This is a genomic window from Sphingopyxis sp., assembly GCF_050725655.1.
In the GTDB taxonomy this organism is placed as follows: Bacteria; Pseudomonadota; Alphaproteobacteria; order Sphingomonadales; family Sphingomonadaceae; genus Sphingopyxis.
Genome location: NZ_JBOHHT010000074.1, coordinates 26,969 through 42,765, shown reverse-complemented (window position 1 = coordinate 42,765; position 15,797 = coordinate 26,969). Strand labels below are relative to the sequence as shown.

General features: G+C 65.0%; 18 protein-coding genes. 4 read left to right on the top strand and 14 right to left on the bottom strand.

Translation table 11 applies throughout. The features are described 5' to 3' along the window. Positions 1-43 precede the first annotated feature (43 nt). The gene (locus tag ACREBX_RS10730) at positions 44-982 is read right to left on the bottom strand and encodes a LysR substrate-binding domain-containing protein (protein WP_431561734.1); all 939 of its coding nucleotides are present in this window, start codon (positions 980-982) and stop codon (positions 44-46) included. A gap of 89 nt (positions 983-1,071) precedes the next feature. Here ACREBX_RS10730 and ACREBX_RS10725 point away from each other — a divergent pair, with 89 nt between their 5' ends. From ACREBX_RS10725 to ACREBX_RS10715, 3 genes are read left to right on the top strand one after another with little or no spacing between them, the layout of a single operon-like run. Then, positions 1,072-2,178, top strand: a complete 1,107-nt coding sequence (locus ACREBX_RS10725) for a hypothetical protein (RefSeq protein ID WP_431561733.1) — start codon at positions 1,072-1,074, stop codon at positions 2,176-2,178. 1 nt (position 2,179) lies between these two features. Beyond that, entirely contained in the window at positions 2,180-3,079 is a 900-nt protein-coding gene (locus tag ACREBX_RS10720) for a TolB family protein (RefSeq protein WP_431561732.1), read from the top strand. After that, positions 3,069-3,560, top strand: a complete 492-nt coding sequence (locus ACREBX_RS10715) for a DUF1772 domain-containing protein (RefSeq protein WP_431561731.1) — start codon at positions 3,069-3,071, stop codon at positions 3,558-3,560. The genes ACREBX_RS10720 and ACREBX_RS10715 overlap by 11 nt, the downstream gene beginning before the upstream one ends. Positions 3,561-3,563: 3 nt before the next feature. Here the strand turns inward: ACREBX_RS10715 and ACREBX_RS10710 are convergent, their stop codons facing one another. Continuing rightward, positions 3,564-4,439, bottom strand: a complete 876-nt coding sequence (locus ACREBX_RS10710; protein WP_431561730.1) for a sigma-70 family RNA polymerase sigma factor — start codon at positions 4,437-4,439, stop codon at positions 3,564-3,566. Continuing rightward, positions 4,439-4,894 (bottom strand): carboxymuconolactone decarboxylase family protein, encoded by a 456-nt coding sequence (locus ACREBX_RS10705; protein WP_431561729.1) that lies wholly within the window; start codon positions 4,892-4,894, stop codon positions 4,439-4,441. Before ACREBX_RS10705 ends, ACREBX_RS10710 begins: the two co-directional genes overlap by 1 nt. A 140-nt stretch (positions 4,895-5,034) precedes the next feature. Here ACREBX_RS10705 and ACREBX_RS10700 point away from each other — a divergent pair, with 140 nt between their 5' ends. Then, positions 5,035-5,412: a DoxX family protein gene (locus ACREBX_RS10700; RefSeq protein ID WP_431561728.1), complete on the top strand. Its 378-nt coding sequence runs from the start codon at positions 5,035-5,037 to the stop codon at positions 5,410-5,412. Positions 5,413-5,482: 70 nt separating this feature from the next. On the opposite strand, the gene ACREBX_RS10695 is transcribed toward ACREBX_RS10700, so the two are convergent. The 11 genes from ACREBX_RS10695 to ACREBX_RS10645 all read right to left on the bottom strand — a co-directional run bounded on the left by ACREBX_RS10695 (position 5,483) and on the right by ACREBX_RS10645 (position 15,737). After that, positions 5,483-6,460 carry a DUF6607 family protein gene (locus ACREBX_RS10695; RefSeq protein ID WP_431561727.1) on the bottom strand — a complete coding sequence of 326 codons (978 nt, stop codon included), beginning with the start codon at positions 6,458-6,460 and terminating at the stop codon, positions 5,483-5,485. 22 nt (positions 6,461-6,482) lie between these two features. After that, positions 6,483-8,780 carry a TonB-dependent hemoglobin/transferrin/lactoferrin family receptor gene (locus ACREBX_RS10690; RefSeq protein ID WP_431561726.1) on the bottom strand — a complete coding sequence of 766 codons (2,298 nt, stop codon included), beginning with the start codon at positions 8,778-8,780 and terminating at the stop codon, positions 6,483-6,485. A gap of 289 nt (positions 8,781-9,069) precedes the next feature. Beyond that, entirely contained in the window at positions 9,070-10,077 is a 1,008-nt protein-coding gene (locus ACREBX_RS10685) for a PhoH family protein (RefSeq protein WP_431561725.1), read from the bottom strand. A gap of 130 nt (positions 10,078-10,207) precedes the next feature. Further along, positions 10,208-11,557: a tRNA (N6-isopentenyl adenosine(37)-C2)-methylthiotransferase MiaB gene (miaB, locus tag ACREBX_RS10680; RefSeq protein WP_431561724.1), complete on the bottom strand. Its 1,350-nt coding sequence runs from the start codon at positions 11,555-11,557 to the stop codon at positions 10,208-10,210. A gap of 7 nt (positions 11,558-11,564) precedes the next feature. Continuing rightward, positions 11,565-12,353 carry a lysophospholipid acyltransferase family protein gene (locus tag ACREBX_RS10675; protein WP_431561723.1) on the bottom strand — a complete coding sequence of 263 codons (789 nt, stop codon included), beginning with the start codon at positions 12,351-12,353 and terminating at the stop codon, positions 11,565-11,567. Then, entirely contained in the window at positions 12,322-12,747 is a 426-nt protein-coding gene (locus ACREBX_RS10670; protein ID WP_056369183.1) for a Fur family transcriptional regulator, read from the bottom strand. The genes ACREBX_RS10675 and ACREBX_RS10670 overlap by 32 nt, the downstream gene beginning before the upstream one ends. A 133-nt stretch (positions 12,748-12,880) precedes the next feature. Then, positions 12,881-13,321 carry a MucR family transcriptional regulator gene (locus tag ACREBX_RS10665; protein ID WP_431561722.1) on the bottom strand — a complete coding sequence of 147 codons (441 nt, stop codon included), beginning with the start codon at positions 13,319-13,321 and terminating at the stop codon, positions 12,881-12,883. A 109-nt stretch (positions 13,322-13,430) separates the two neighbouring features. Further along, positions 13,431-13,913 carry a GNAT family N-acetyltransferase gene (locus ACREBX_RS10660; RefSeq protein ID WP_431561721.1) on the bottom strand — a complete coding sequence of 161 codons (483 nt, stop codon included), beginning with the start codon at positions 13,911-13,913 and terminating at the stop codon, positions 13,431-13,433. Then, on the bottom strand, positions 13,910-14,527 hold the full coding sequence (gene tsaB / locus ACREBX_RS10655; RefSeq protein WP_431561720.1) for a tRNA (adenosine(37)-N6)-threonylcarbamoyltransferase complex dimerization subunit type 1 TsaB: 618 nt from the start codon (positions 14,525-14,527) through the stop codon (positions 13,910-13,912). Before tsaB ends, ACREBX_RS10660 begins: the two co-directional genes overlap by 4 nt. A gap of 17 nt (positions 14,528-14,544) precedes the next feature. Continuing rightward, on the bottom strand, positions 14,545-15,138 hold the full coding sequence (locus ACREBX_RS10650) for a malonic semialdehyde reductase (protein ID WP_431561719.1): 594 nt from the start codon (positions 15,136-15,138) through the stop codon (positions 14,545-14,547). Positions 15,139-15,161: 23 nt separating this feature from the next. Continuing rightward, positions 15,162-15,737: a NifU family protein gene (locus ACREBX_RS10645; protein WP_431561756.1), complete on the bottom strand. Its 576-nt coding sequence runs from the start codon at positions 15,735-15,737 to the stop codon at positions 15,162-15,164. Positions 15,738-15,797 lie beyond the last annotated feature (60 nt).

Here is a 15,797-nt window from a genome sequence, read left to right as displayed (position 1 = left end):
CTATCGCGGCGCGCTTTTGTAGGACAGCGATATTTGGACATGATCACGGATCGAGAATGATCGCGCCCGCGATATGGACTTTCGCGGCTGCAATCTCGGCGACCGCCGCGTCGCAGAGCCAGTCGCGGAAGCGGGCGATCTTCGTGCTTTGCAGCCGCGCTACGGGATAGACGAACCAGAAGGACCGGCCATCGCCCGCAACCAGACAGTGCGCCGGGACGAGACGACCGGCAGCGATTTCGTCGCGAAACAGGATCGGCGAGCCGATCGCTATTCCGTGCCCGGCGATCGCCGCGGCGATGTCCATATGCTCGGCGGCGAGGCTGGTGCCGAAGCGGTCGGGCGGCGGGCCCGGGGCGACGCCGAGCGCGCGATACCACAGCGCCCACCAGTCGGGCCGGCCGAGCAGCGGGACGTCGAGTGCTGTGCGGGGATCTTCCAAGCCGGCCGCCGCGGCCTGCAGCGCAGGCGCGCAAAGCGGCATGAACAGGATTGGAAACAACCGGACGCTTCTGAGGCCGCGCCATTCGCCGAGACCGTGGCGGATCGCGGCGTCGAAACGGCCATCGCCCAGCGCCTGTGGCTCGGGCGACAATTCGAGCTCGATGGCTATGTCGGGGTGGCGCGCGCGGAACAGCCCGAGACGTGGGGTCAGCCAGCTGGTCCCCAAGGTCGGCAGCGTGGTGAGCGAAAGCCGTGCCTCGTCCTGATCCTGCGCTTTCACGAAACTGGCGTGCAGCGCCGCGAACGCCGCGGTCGCCTCGCGCGCGATGGCGGCGCCAGCGGCGGTCAGCATGACCTTGTGCGGATGACGGACGAACAGATGCAGTCCGGTCTGCTGCTCGAGTTGGCGGACATGGTAGCTGACCGACGCCGCCGTGGTGCCGAGCTCCTGCGCGGCACGCGCGAAACTCTCCAGCCGCGCAGCCGCTTCGAAGGCGCGGATCGAGGGCAAGGGCGGAAGCTTGTCGGGGCGGACCATAAGTATGGCTTAGCCTCTACACCCATTCTTCGCATCCTCAAAACATCTTGGGCGCGGCAGACAAGGGGACCCGATCCGCTGGAGGCCCGATGACCCAACTTCCCCATACGCTCGATCGCCGCCGCTTGATCGAAACGATGATATTTGCTGGCGGCGCGGCCGCGTTCGGTGGGCCAGCGTGGAGCAAGGCCCCGGCAGCCGGGAGCGGCGACGCACATCGCACCGACTGGCGATGGCTGGTCGGCGATTGGGACGTCCGGCACCGGCGGTTGAAGGAGCGGCTCGCGGGCAGCGACGATTGGGCCGAGTTCGGCGGCAAGAGCGCGTGCTGGCTGACGCTGGACGGGCTCGGGACGATCGACGACAATATCCTCGACCTGCCGGGCGGCGAATATCGCGGCTTCGGCATCCGCGCTTTCGATCCGGCGACCCAAACATGGGCGATCTGGTGGGTCGACGGGCGCAACCCGACGCATATCGATCCGCCGGTGATCGGACGTTTCGACGGCGATGAAGGCGTTTTTACGGGACGCGATACCTTCAAGGGACAGGAGATTGCCGTCCGGTTTCGCTGGCACGAGATCCACGGCCCCCGCCCGCACTGGGACCAGGGATTTTCGACCGATGGCGGCAAGACGTGGGAGATCAACTGGCGCAATTATTTTACGCGCACTGCTGCCACGCCGACACCGCTGCCCTTGCTCGCTGATAAGGCACCGAATGCCAGCGACTTCGCCTTTCTGGTCGGCAGCTGGAAAGTACGGCACCGTAAGCTGAAGACGCGGCTCGCGGGAAGCCGCGACTGGGTCGATTTCGACGGGACGCTGGTGAACTGGCCCGTGCTCGGCGGGCGCGGCAATGTCGGCGACAATGTGATGAACTTTCCCGGCGCGCCGTTCCGCGGGGTCGGCATCCGCGCGCTCGATCCGGCGACGGGCGAATGGCTGAGCTGGTGGCTCGATGGGCGCAACCCTTCGACGATCGCACCGCCGGTGCGCGGCGGCTTTGCGAGCGGCTTCGCGGGCGGCATTGGCACCTTCATCGGCGATGACAGTTTCGAGGGCCGGCCGATCAAGACGCGCGTCCTGTGGTCGCGTATCACCGGCACGTCGGCGCGCTGGGAGCAGGCCGCGTCCGCCGACGGCGGCCTGAGCTGGGAAACCAACTGGATCAGCGATTTCGAACGGGCGGCGTGAGATGGCGGCATTCGCCCTCGCCCTTTCGCTGCTTGCCGCTGCGCCCGCGGTCGAAATCGTCGGCGAGGCCGAGCTGTTCGCGCCGGGAATCGCCTCGACCGATCATTCCGAAGTCCGCCTGACGATCAGCCCCGATGGCCGGACCGCCTTGTGGTTCAGCCGCAACCGCCCCGGCGGACCCGGCGGCTATGACATCTGGATCGCGCGGCGCGCTGGGACCGGCTGGGCGGCGGGCTGGACGCCCGCGACGCCGATTTCGTTCAATTCGCCGGGCCGCGATTTCGACCCCGCCTTTTCGCGCGACGGACGCTTCGTCTTTTTCTGTTCGGACCGGCCGGGCGGGATGGGCAAGGACGATCTTTATCGCGTCGCGGTGACCGCGGAGGGGTTCGGCACGCCGGAGAATCTGGGGCAAAAGGTCAATAGCGCGGCCAGCGAATATGCGCCGATGCTGTCGCCCGACGGTCGGCACCTGCTGTTTTCGAGCGACCGGCCGGGCGGTGCCGGACGGCACGACCTCTACACCGCGCGGTCGAAAGGGCGCAGCTTTGCCGCCGCCGTGCCGCTGCCCGGCGCAATCAACACGCCCGCCGACGAATTCGATGCGAGCTTTCTGGCCGACAGCCGGACATTGGTCTTCGCCCGCGCGCCGAGCATGCAGGACGACCGCGTCGACCTGTTCGCCGCCACATCGCGGAGTGGCCGCTACGACGCGGGGATGATATTGCCACTCGCGGTGAACGATCCGGTCAAGGATAGTTATGGGCCGATGCTCGACTGGTCGGCGCCGGATCGGCTGACCTTTTCGGGCCAAAAGGGAGGAGCGCAATCGATGGAGTTATACCGCATCACCTATCGCCTCGTATCGAGTAAGATTTCTGGAGGGCAGCATGGCCGATAATCTTTTGACCGGGCTCAGCTTCGCCGCCGCGGCGGGCGCGGCCTTGGTTGGCGGGGTCTTCTTCGGTTTCTCAAGCTTCATCATGGCGGGTCTCGGACGGCTCGCACCCGAACAGGGCGCGACCGCGATGAATTCGATCAACGTCACGGTGATCAATCCCGGCTTTATGACCGCGCTGTTCGGCACCGGGCTGCTCTGCCTGATCGCGGCGGCGATGGCACTAGGGACGCTCGGCACCCTCGACGGCAAATTGATCCTCGCCGCGGCGCTGCTCTATGTGATCGGCTGCGACGGGGTGACGATGGCGCTGAATGTACCGCTGAACAATGCGCTCACCGCGACCCCGGTCGGCACGCCCGAAGGCGCCGCGCTCTGGGCGCGCTATCTCAAGGACTGGACCTTCTGGAACTCGGTGCGCACCGCGGCGAGCTTTGCCGCCTCGATCCTGTTCGTCGCCGCAGGGGTGCTCCGCGCCGCCTGACCGTCAGTGCATGTGCTTCAGCTTGTCAGGGTTGCGCATCACATAGATGGCGGTGACCTTGCCGTCCTCGATCTCGAGCGCGGTGGTTTGCAACTCGCCATCGGCTTCACGCGTGACGAAGCCCGGCAGCCCGTTGATCGTGCCGGCGTGGACGAGCGTCGAGCCATATTTGCCGAAAAGTACCGCGAGGCTGCGGTGCAGTTTCAGCACGATGTCGTATCCGATTACCGGCCCCATCGCCGCGGGGCGCTTGCCGCCACCGTCGGCCCACATCCCGACGTCCGCCGCCAGCAGCGCGCCGAGCGCCCCCATGTCGCCGCTGCGCGATGCCGCGAAAAAGGCGTTGGCGATCTGAAGCCCCTGCTCTTTTTCAAGCTTGTAGCGCGGTCGCGCATCGCGGACGTGGGTGCGGGCGCGCGCCGCCAACTGGCGCGTCGCGGCGGGATCGCGGTCGATCGTTTTCGCGACCTCCTCGAACTCGACACCAAAGACGTCGTGGAGGAGGAAAGCGGCGCGTTCGAGCGGCGAGAGGCGTTCGAGCGCGAGCATCAGCGGCAAAGTGACATCGTCCTCTTCCTCCTCCTCGACCAACGGGTCGGGAAGCCAGGGGCCGACATAGGTCTCGCGCTGGTTCTTTGCCGACTTGATCTGGTCGAGGCAAAGCCGGGTCACGGTGCGGCGAAGGAACGCCGCGGGCTCGCGCACCGCGTCGCGGTCGGTGCCAAGCCAGCGGATGAAGGCATCCTGCACCACGTCCTCGGCATCGGCGACCGAGCCGAGCATGCGGTAGGCAACGCGGGTGAGCAGCGGACGCAGCGGGTCGAAACTCGCCGCCGCGTCCGCCGCATCGAGGCGGCTCTGGATGCCCTCGGGGGTCATCAGGCGGCCTTCAGCGCGCCGTTTTCGTACCAGAGGTCGAAACCGACCGCGATACGGTTCCAGCCATTGATGACATTGATCATCACGGTCAGGTTCACCTGTTCCTCCGGCGTGAAATGCGCTTCGAGCGCGTCTTTTGCGGCCTTCTGTGTGTGCCCCTGCGCGATGCCAGTCAAGGCGTCGGTCCAGGCGAGCGCGGCGCGTTCGCGGTCGGTATATACCGGGGCTTCGTGCCACGCGGCGAGCAGATAGATGCGCTGTTCGGTCTCGCCCTTCGCGCGGGCTTCGACCGTGTGCATATTGATGCAGTTGGCGCAGCCGTTGAGGATCGACGAGCGGATCTTCACCAGCTCGATCAGGCTCGCCTCGAGGCTCTTTTCGGCCGCAAGGCTGACCGCCATCCACTGCTTCATCAGCTGCGGGGCGGCGGCGTAGGGGTCGGTTACCTTGGTCATGTCATGTCTCCATTCTTGGGGGTTGTGCAGACTTGACGAGACAGGATCGGCGGATGTGACATGCGACGCGAAAAAATTCGCATCGACCAAAAAATCCGTTAGTTTGCTCGCCTCGACAATCAGAATGAGGGGGTCCTATCATGAAGTTTCTCGATGGTTTCGGCGAACATGCCTATGCGCTGCTGCGCATCGTCGCGGGCTTGTTGTTCATGGCGCATGGCGTGCAGAAGTTCTTCAATTTCCCGGTCGCCTTCCCGACGCCGCTCAACCCGATGCTGCAGGCGGCGGGCACGATCGAGCTGATCGCCGGCGGCCTGATCGTCATCGGTCTGTTCACGCGCCCCGCGGCATTCGTCGCCAGCGGCATGTCGGCGGTCGGCTATTGGGTCGCGCATGGCAGCCAGGGCCCCTTCCCGATCGCCAACGGCGGCGAGACGATCATCCTCTACTGCTTCCTCTTCCTGTTCGTCGCGACGCGCGGCGCGGGCATCTGGAGCGTCGAGGGCGCGAAGAAATAAGAGCGCACATAAAATAGGGGGGGCCCCTTTCGAGCCGCCCCCAGTTTCGGGCTTCACATGGTGAAGGTCTTCAAAGCTTGCGCGTGTTGGTTTCGATCAGCTTCTTCGCCTCGGCGATCGCCTTGGCCGTCGTCAGCTTCTTTTCCTGAATGTCGTCGGCCATTTCGAGCAGGCGGCCGCTGATCACGGTGCCGGTGTCGGCTTTTTCGTCGATCGCGATGCCGCCCTTGGCCGCCGCGACACGGTCCCATTCGGCGCGCACGGCGGCCCAATAATCCTTGGTCGCGGCCCAATAATCGTCGGCCGCCTTCACGTCATACTGGTCATATTTGATATAGGTGTTGAGGACATATTCCTGGACGATCGGCACCAGCTTGCCGTCTTTCGTCCCCATCTTCATATTGTCCTGCCAGTGCACCCAGCCGTCGGGCGAGGGCTGATGGCGGTTGATCGACAGATAGCGATCGTAAACGGGATTGCGCACCGCATCGCGGCGCGCGAGCGGGCGCCACGTCCAGTTCGAGCGCCAGCGGCGAACGCCGCCCTGCGTTTCAAACTGGCCCCAGCCGCCGTAACGCGGGCTGTCATCGACCTGCCAGACCGTCTGCGACCAGCGGCCGGTGCGCATCTTTTCGGGGACATCTTCCCACGTCCACTGGTTACGGTCCGAGTAAACCAGCACTTTGGCGGGCTCATATTCCCAGTCCTGGCGCCAATGCTTGATGATCATGCTCTTGTCATCGTCGCCGGTGATGACGAGCATATGCTGGAGCACAATCTTGCGGCCGGTGTCCTCGATGACGCGGACGACCTCGTTGCCGCCCGAGCGCTTGGGTTCGAGAATCTCGTAATTGGGATCCCAGCGGGTCGATTCCTGCATGTTGAAGCTGACGCGGTAGTTGCCCGCCATCGCGAGGATGTCGGCGCGGTCCTGCTCGAAACTGGCGGCCGCCGCCTCGGCGGCGATCGGCGGGTGGGCGAGCACGGCGACGGGCAGCGCTGCGGTGAGCAGCAAGAGCCCAGCGGCGATTTTGCGATAGGTTTTCATCGGTGCAGTCCTTCTGTTTTGATTAGAAGCGGAAGCTCAGCGACACGCTCGCGTTGCGGCCGGGCTGGGTGTAGGCGTCGGCGATCACGTCGATCGGCAGGTTCCGGCCGCCGATGAACGTCGTGTTGGCGAGGCCGCGCGTATCGCTCCACCAGCTGTATTTCTTGTCGAGGATGTTGAAGACGCCGCCGCGCAGCGTCAGCCCCTCCGTGATGCGGACATAGGCGGTCGCATCGAGGATGGTGAAATCGTCGGGGCGATAGCCGCCGTTTGTCCGCGACGCCTCCTTGCGCGCGCTGTGCGTCATGATCAGCTGGCCGCCGAAGCGGCCCTGCGGCTGGCGGTAGCCGATCCCCGCAACGAGCTTGAGCGGATCAATCGATTCGAGCGGCGAGCGCACGCCGTCGGGATCGATGATGTCACCCTTCGCATAGGATAGGGCGAGCGTCGTATACAGGCCGGACGACGCTCGCCCCTCGAACCGCGCCTCAGCTCCTTTGACCCGGACGCGATCGAGATTCACGAATTGGAAGATAGCGGGATCGGCGGGCGTGAAGCTGCCGCCGACCTGCTCCTGGCTGATGAAATCCTTGTAGCGCGCCGAAAAGCCCGTGACGTCGAGGCTGATCGCGTCGCTCGAAAAGCGGATCCCGCCCTCGATGCTTTCGCTGCGTTCGGGGCCAAGATCGGGGTTCGGGATCGAGGTATAGCCCGATGCGAGGTTCGAGAAGAACTGGTTTACCTGCCCCGGTTCGGGCGCCTTGAAGCCCGTCGCATAGTTGGCAAAGAGGCGGAAATCCTCGGTGATCTTCCACACCGCGCCGAACTTTGGCGACAGGCGCGAGCCGTCCTGCTTGGCACCGGCAAAAGTCGGGAGCAACGGATCGTCGTCGGGCGACAGGTCGTACCAGTCGAAGCGCAGCGCCGGATAGAGGAGCAGGCGGCCGTCGGCGATCGAGATCTCGTCGCCCGCAAACAGACCCGCACGGGTGAAATCGGTGCTCGGAAACGCGCGCGTCGGATAGGTTTCGCCGAACGGCGGCACGGTGCCGTCGCGCAGGCCGCGCTGGCGCGTCTTGCTGATGTCGCCGCCGAAAACGAGGCGATGGGTGATCGCGCCGGTCGCGAAATCAGCGCGGGCGTCGGCCGAGGCGCCGATCACGCGGTTTTCGAAGGTGTTGAGGCGCGACCGGTCGGCCGCGGGCGTGCGGTCTTCTTCGGTATATTGATTATCTTCGCCGTCCTGCCAGTAGAGCGCGACGCGCGCGAAATCGATCGCCCCCTCGCCTTCCCGACTCCAGTCGAGCGACACACGTTTACGCTCACCGCTGTCCCAGGCTTCGAGCCGGTCGACACTGGAGATGACGACGCCGAGCGCGTTGCGCGTCGCGGTCACGCCGGTCAGGCCGTTGGTGTAGAGGTCGGTATCGAGATATTCGCCGGTCAGGCGGATCTTGTGGCCGTTGGCAGGATCATAGACGATCCGCGCCAGCACGGCATTCGAATGGCCGTCCTGCGGATTGGGAAGCGTACGAAGCGGCCCCGTGTTCGCATCCTTGCCCGATGTGCCGGTCGCGGTGGTCCCGCCAGCGACATTACCCTTGTTGTCGAGTTCCTTGTAATCGCGCCGGGTGTAGGCGGCCATGATCGACCAGTCACCGCTGCGCCCCGCGAGGATCGCGGTTTCGCTGAATTCCTCGTCGGCGCTGCTGTAGGCCGCGCGCAGGAGCCCGCCGACATTCTTGCCGGGTTCGAGGAAATCGACGGGGTCCGAGGTAATGAAGCTGACCGCGCCCGCAAGGCCGTCGCTGCCGTAGAGCGCCGACGACGGACCACGCAGGATTTCGACCGATTTGACGAGACCAAGGTCGACATAGTCGCCGCGGCCCGACGCCTGCGCCCCGAAGGTGAAGCCGTCGGGGACGCGCACGCCGTCAACCTGGACGAGCACGCGGTTGCCGCCGATACCGCGGATGTTGAAGCTGTCATTGCCCGCGCGGCCCGTGGTGCCGAGCGCGGCGCCGAAGCGCGCGGGCTGGCGCTGGACGCTGACGCCGGGTTCGAAGCGGACAAGGTCGCGGATGTCGGTGACGAGTTCGTCGGCGATCTGTTCGTCGCTCTTTACCGTGACGGTGACGGGAATATCCTCGGCCTTTACCGCGGTGCGCGTCGCGGTAACGACGATGCGGTTCTTGAGCGACACCCAATAATCGCCGTCATTGTCCTGTGCGAACGCCGGCGCGGCGGTGGCGATGAGCGCGAGGCCCAGCGCGCTGCCGGCGGCAAGGCGGGTTACGGACGGCAGACGTTGGATGATCAATTTTCTTCCCCTGAATAATTGCGACTGACTCGCAATAGCGTCGCTCTAGGCGGGCATGCTCAGGGGGTCAATATGCTATTGAGAATCGTTATTGAAAAAGGGATTGGACCTTGCCTTAGAAATGACGAGGCGTTCGCTTGGAAATGGTCCTCCTTGTGCTGGAGGCATGGGGAGGGGGACCGCGCGCAAAGCGAGTGGTGGAGGGGCGGCAACGTGGCGTCCTTGCCCCTCCGTCAGCGCTCCGCGCTGCCACCTCCCCATGCCTTCGGCACAGGGAGGATCTTAAAACTTAAGCCCCCGGCCCCTCATAGGCATCGACGATGCGCCCGACGATCGGGTGACGAACTACGTCGGCGCTGGTGAAGTAGCTGACGTTGATCCCTTCCACCCCTTCGAGCCGGCTCACCGCGTCGGCGAGGCCCGAGCTTGCGGGGATGGGCAGATCGACCTGTTTCGGATCGCCGCACACAACCATGCGGCTGTTGGCACCGAAGCGCGTCAGGAACATCTTCATCTGCGGGATCGTCGTGTTCTGCGCTTCGTCGAGGATGATGAAGGCATCGGCGAGCGTGCGGCCGCGCATGAAGGCGAGCGGCGCGATCTCGATCTCGGCGCTCGCTATCCGGCGCTCGACCTGTTCGGCGGGCAGGCAGTCGTGGAGCGCGTCGTAGAGCGGGCGCAGATAGGGATCGACCTTTTCCTTCATGTCGCCGGGAAGGAAGCCGAGCTTTTCGCCCGCCTCGACCGCGGGGCGCGACAGGATCAGGCGCTGGACGCTGCCGGTGATCAACTGCGCGACCGCCTGGGCAACCGCGAGATAGGTCTTGCCCGTGCCTGCCGGGCCCAGGGCGAAGATGATGTCGTCGCGAGCGAGCGCCTGCATATAGGGGACCTGCGACGGGGCGCGCGGGACGATCGTCTTTTTGCGCGTGCGGATCATGATCGGCGGCGCTTCGCTGGCGTCGTGGCGGATGATGCCTTCGAGCGTCGGCTGTGCCGACAGCGCGATCACCCCGTCGACCATGCCGCTGTCGACCTCCTGCCCCTGTTCGATGCGGTTGTAGATGTCGACGAGTACGTCGCGGGCGCGGGCGGCGGATTCGGCCTCGCCCTCGATCTGCACGCGGTTGCCGCGGGCGGAGATATAGACGCCCAGGCGGTTTTCGATCGCGACGAGATTGCGGTCGAACTCGCCGAAGAGAATGCCCAAAAGCTGCGTTCGCTCAAATTCCGCGGTCAGTCGGACGCGGTCGCCGGGTTCGGCGGGGGTGGAGGCGGTCAGCGGGCGTTTGGACATATGGGCAAGGCTCCTTCGATCGACGACATGACTGTACTCCCGCCAAGACGGGAGTCCATCACTTGCGGGTTCGGGATGCGACAGAAGGAGGCGGAGTGTGTCTTCGCGGAGACAGCTTCCGCCAGTCGCGCTAGGCGACCTCTTCGATCAAGGCTTCAGCGCCAACGCTGTTCGCCCCGGCCGAGACGATGCGCACATCGATCATATCGCCGATCTTGAGCCCCGGCGCGATGACATGCACCGACTGGAGCCAGGGCGACTTGCCGATGAGCTGGCCGTCCAACTTGCCCTTGCGTTCGAGCAGGAGACGCGTCGTGCGGCCGACGGTCGCCTCGTTGAACGCTTGCTGCTGTTCGTTGAGCAGCGCCTGGAGGCGCTGGAGACGCTCGTTGAGGAGGGCTTCGTCGATCTGGCCGCCCATCGTCGCGGCGGGGGTGCCGGGGCGGCGCGAATATTTGAAGCTGTACGCCATCGCATAATTGGTGGCGCGGACAATATCGAGTGTGGCCTCGAAATCGGCGTCGCTTTCGCCGGGGAAGCCGACGATGAAATCGCCCGAGATCGCAATATCGGGGCGCACGGCGCGCACGCGTTCGATGACCTTCAGATAGCTCTCGACGCTGTGGCTGCGGTTCATCGCGGCGAGGATGCGGTCGCTGCCCGCCTGAACCGGCAGGTGGAGAAAGGGCATCAGCTTGTCGATCTCGCCATGCGCGGCGATCAGCCCGTCGGTCATGTCGTTGGGGTGGCTGGTCGTGTAGCGGATGCGTTCGAGCCCGTCCTCGCACGCGAGTTCGCGGATCAGCCCGTCGAGGCCGATCGCCCGGCCCTTGTCGTCCTCGCCGTCCCACGCGTTGACGTTCTGGCCGAGCAAGGTGATTTCGCGCACCCCGCCCGCGACGAGCGCGCGCGCCTCGGCGATCAAGTCGACGAACGGCCGGCTGATCTCGGCGCCGCGGGTATAGGGCACGACGCAATAAGTGCAGAATTTGTCGCAGCCTTCCTGCACGGTCAGGAAGGCGGTCGGGCGCTGGCCTCCGGCGCGTTTGGGCAGCGCGCCGAACTTGCTTTCGAGCGGCATGTCGAGGTCGACGGCTTTCTCGCCGCGCGCGGCGCGCGCGATCAGGTCGGGCAGGCGGTGATACGCCTGCGGGCCGACGACGATGTCGACGGTCGGCGCGCGGCGCGCGATTTCGGCGCCCTCGGCCTGCGCGACGCAGCCCGCGACCGCGATCGTCGGCCGGCTGCCGTCGGCGCGCTTCAGCCGGCCGATGTCCGAATAGACTTTTTCGGCCGCTTTCTCACGGATGTGACAGGTGTTTAGCACCACGAGGTCGGCGTCGGTGCCGTCGGCGGCGGCGACATAGCCCTCGGCACCCAGCATCTCGGCCATGCGCTCGCCGTCATAGACGTTCATCTGGCAGCCGAAGGATTTGACGTGGAATGTTTTGCCGGAATTCTTGGACGAGTCGGATTTCATCGGCGCGCTATAGGCGATGCGCGGCGCTGGCGGAAGGCCGTGCAATTTCCGCCGCAATCGTCGCGCGCGCCGCCTCGGCCAAAATCTTGCGATCGGTCTCGACGATGTCGGGCAACGGATCGAGATAGTGGATCGTCAAATGGACCGGGCGCTTGCGCGCGAGCAGCCGTTTGAAATTATCCAGGCCCGATTCGGGATCGAGCCAGGCGATGTCGTTCGCCTCATGCCCATAATCGAGAAACACCGGCTGCACGCGCAGGTTCGGCGGCGTCGGGATCACCGCCTGGAACAGCGAGGCGCGGAAGGGCAGCAGGCCGTCACCCGGCCCGGTCGTTCCTTCGGGAAACAGCGTCACCGGGCGACCGCGCGCGAGCGCGTTGCGCAGGTCGTTCGCCTGATTGTGGATCTCGCGCCGCGCCTCGCGCTGGACATAGACGGTGTGGTTCTGGTCGGCGAGCCAGCCGACGAGCGGGGTCGTGCCGACCTCGGCCTTCGACACGAAGGCCGAGCGCGCGGCGCCGCCGAGCGCGAGAATGTCGAGCCAACTGACGTGGTTCGACACGAACAGGACATTGCGCCGCAGCCGCGTGCCCGTCGTGCGGACGCGCAGCCCCGCAATCCAGCCGGCGGCGTTGAGGAAGGCCATCACCATCGGCGACGGGCGCCCGACGGCGCGGTAGAGAAGGTGCGGGACGATCAGGAAAAGGAGCGTCAGCACTATCAAGGCGAGACGGGCGACCGTCCGCCAGGTGATCGAGGCGCGATCAGTCGCGCTTGCGATCGATGGCGACACCATAAAGCTCCATGCGATGGTCGACGAGGCGGAAGCCCAGCCGTTCGGCGATGACTTTCTGCAACGCCTCGAGTTCGGGATCGACAAATTCGATCACCTTGCCCGTTTCGACGTCGATCAGATGATCGTGATGCGCCTCGGGCGCGGCTTCGTAACGCGAGCGGCCGTCACCGAAATCGTGGCGGTCGAGAATGCCCGCCTCTTCGAACAGGCGCACGGTGCGGTAAACGGTGGCGATCGAAATGCCGCTGTCGACCTTTGACGCGCGTTCATACAGCGTCTCGACGTCGGGGTGATCCTCCGAATCCGAAATGACGCGCGCGATGATGCGGCGCTGCTCGGTGATCCGGAGTCCCTTTTCGTGGCACAATGCTTCGAGATCGATATTGCCGGACATGCTTGCCTTTCCTGCAGATGCAGCCGTGTTTGTCTTTGTTACAAACTGTATAGGCATGCCCCGCCGATAGGACAAGGGCGGCACCCCTACGACGCCGCCCTTCCCTGCCCGATCGGGCGATCATTTCAAAGCGTCAGGCTTTGATCTTGGGCTTCGGCTTGCGCCCGCCACCGCGGCCCTTGGTGCCGAGGCCGATTTCCTTGGCCAGCGCGCGGCGCTTTTCGGCATAGTTCGGCGCGACCATCGGATAGTCGGCGGGCAGGCCCCACTTTGCGCGATAGTCGTCGGGGGTCATGCCATAATGCGTCATCAAGTGGCGGCGCAGCATCTTCAGCTTCTTGCCGTCCTCGAGGCAGGTGATGTAGTCGGGCTTGACCGAGGTGCGGATCGACACCGCCGGCACCAGCTTTTCTTCGACGACCGGTTCGGTTCCGAGACCCGACAAGGCGGCGTGCACATTATTTATCAAAATGGAGAGATCCGAAATGGCGACACTGTTGTTGCTGACGTGTGCGGCGACAATGTCAGCGGTAAGCGTAACGAGCATCTCGTTGGTATCGGCTTGGTCGGACATGAGACTATTCCTTGATTTTCATTACCCAGAAGCATGAATGGCGGATATTGGATTTGTTCTTCCGCCAGCAGGATTACTGCCACTTTGGATGGAATTCCGCAATGACCGATCAGTCCGCCTTTTGCTCTCGTACCGACCGGCGCATCGTAATTGCGTCGCGAACCACCCCGTCATTACCGCGGTAATAGGCCGGTCGCCGGCCGCACTCTGCAAAACCCGCGCTCTCATAGAGATGAACCGCATCATTATCGGCTCGCATTTCAAGGAAATAGTCTTCAGCACCCTGTTCGACCGCCCACGCCCGCCAGTCGCCGATCAGTAATGCGCCGATACCGCGGCCGCGAAACAGCGGGTCGACCGCGAGCAACAATAATTCGCTTTCGGGCCCGGCGATGCGCGCCGCCGAGAAGCCGCACGCGTGATCGCCATCCCACGCCAAGCACACACGTGCCGAGGGGAGCGCGAACAAAGTCAAAAGCTGCGCGCCGCTCCACGCTTCGCCGTAAGCGGGTTCGAACGCGGCATCCATCACGCGCATCACCGCGGCGAGATCGCCGACGCGGGCAGTGGCGAGGCGGATGGCGCCCGTCATGCCGGCGCCATCGGCTTGGCATCGGGCGCGCGGCCGTAAATCGGGCTGGGTTGATCGATCAGCAAAGCGGGGGGCAGCCGCAGGAATGCGCGCGCGTCGGGCAGCGCTGCCAGTGCGCGTCCCGTGCCGCGGCGCGCGACAAACGGGTCGGCCCGATTGCCGACAACCAGTTCGTCGCCGATCAGGACGGCGTCATCGGGCAGGAGCGAGCGAATGTCTCCGCGTGGCGACAGGTCGGCGGCGAACGGCTGGACAAACCATTGGCCATGCCCGCCCTCCATCACCACCAGCGCGCCGCCAGCCGCCGCGATGTCGTCGGCGGCACCGGCCGCAACCAGCGCGAGCGTCGAAAAGCCATGCGCGGGCACCTGCCAGCCGAGCGCCAGCGCGCGCGCCGCCGCAACGCCGATCCGGACCCCGGCAAAACTGCCCGGGCCGCAACCAGCGACGATGACGTCGGCGCGGCCGCCGCCCGCGAGTTCGGCGATCAGCGGAACTAGTCGTTCGGCATGGCCGCGGCCGATCACCTCGTGACGATGGTCGACGACCGCACCGGCCTCCAGCAACGCCACCGAACAGGCTTCGCTCGCCGAATCGATGACCAGATACCGCATGGAGGCTGGTGGCCCGGTCAGGCGATACGGTTGAAGCGGGCGAAATCGGGGCGCGGGCTGCGATCGAAGATCGTTGCAGCATCGCCATAACCGAGGGTCGAGATGAAATTGCTCTTCACGCTGGGCTGGTCGGCGAAGAAGGCTTCGTCGACGCTGGCATTATTGAACCCCGACATCGGCCCCGTATCGAGGCCGAGCGCGCGCGCGGCGAGGATGAAATAGCCGCCCTGGAGGGTCGAATTGCGGAACGCAGTCGTCTCGGCCAGCGCGTCATTGCCGACGAACCAGCTGCGCGCATCGGCGTGCGGAAAGAGTTCGGGCAGATTTTCGTAAAATTCATTGTCGCTCGCGATGATCGCGGTGACCGGCGCCGCGAGAATCTTTTCGGCATTGGCGGGCAGCGCGAACGCCGCGAGCTTCTGCTTCGCCTCGTCGGTCACGCACCAGACGATCCGCGCCGGCAGGCTGTTGGCGCTGGTCGGGCCGAACTTCACCAGATCCCAGATCGCGTGCAGCTGCGTTTCCGAAACGGGCCTGTCGAGATAGCCGTTATAGGTGCGCGCGGTACGAAACAGCTGGTCGAGAGCGCTATCGGAAAGCGGCTCGCTCATGGGGCATCTCCTGAAATGATTGGTCAGACGGCGTGGACTGCCGTTACCTCGGGAACATAATGTTTCAAGAGGGACTCGATGCCATTCTTGAGCGTCGCGGTCGAGGACGGACATCCCGCGCACGCGCCCTGCATCTTGAGGTACACATTGCCCTTGTCGAAACCGCGATAGATGATGTCGCCGCCGTCGTTGGCGACCGCGGGGCGGACGCGGGTTTCGATGAGTTCCTTGATCTGTTCGATGATGTCCGCGTCGGCGGGATCGTCGGCAAAACCGGCCTCATCCTCGGGCGGCACCGAAAAGCCCGCGCCCGCGGCGTTGAACAGCGGCACGTCGGCGAGGAAATGGTCCATCACGATGCCGAGCACATCGGGCTTCGCATCGGCCCATTCGGCGCCGGGCGCGATCGTCACCGACACGAAGTCGCGGCCGAAAAAGACCCCCGTCACATCGCCGAGCGAGAAAAGCGCGCTGGCGAGCGGCGACGCCTCGGCCTCTTCGGGGCTGGCAAAGTCGCGCGTTCCCGCCTCCATCACCGCCCGGCCAGGCAGGAATTTGAGCGTCGCGGGATTGGGCGTCGATTCGGTTTCGATCAGCATGGCGTGCATGTGGGGCCGAGCGAGGCTTTGTGCAAGACGACATGGATGCGCTAAGGCGCG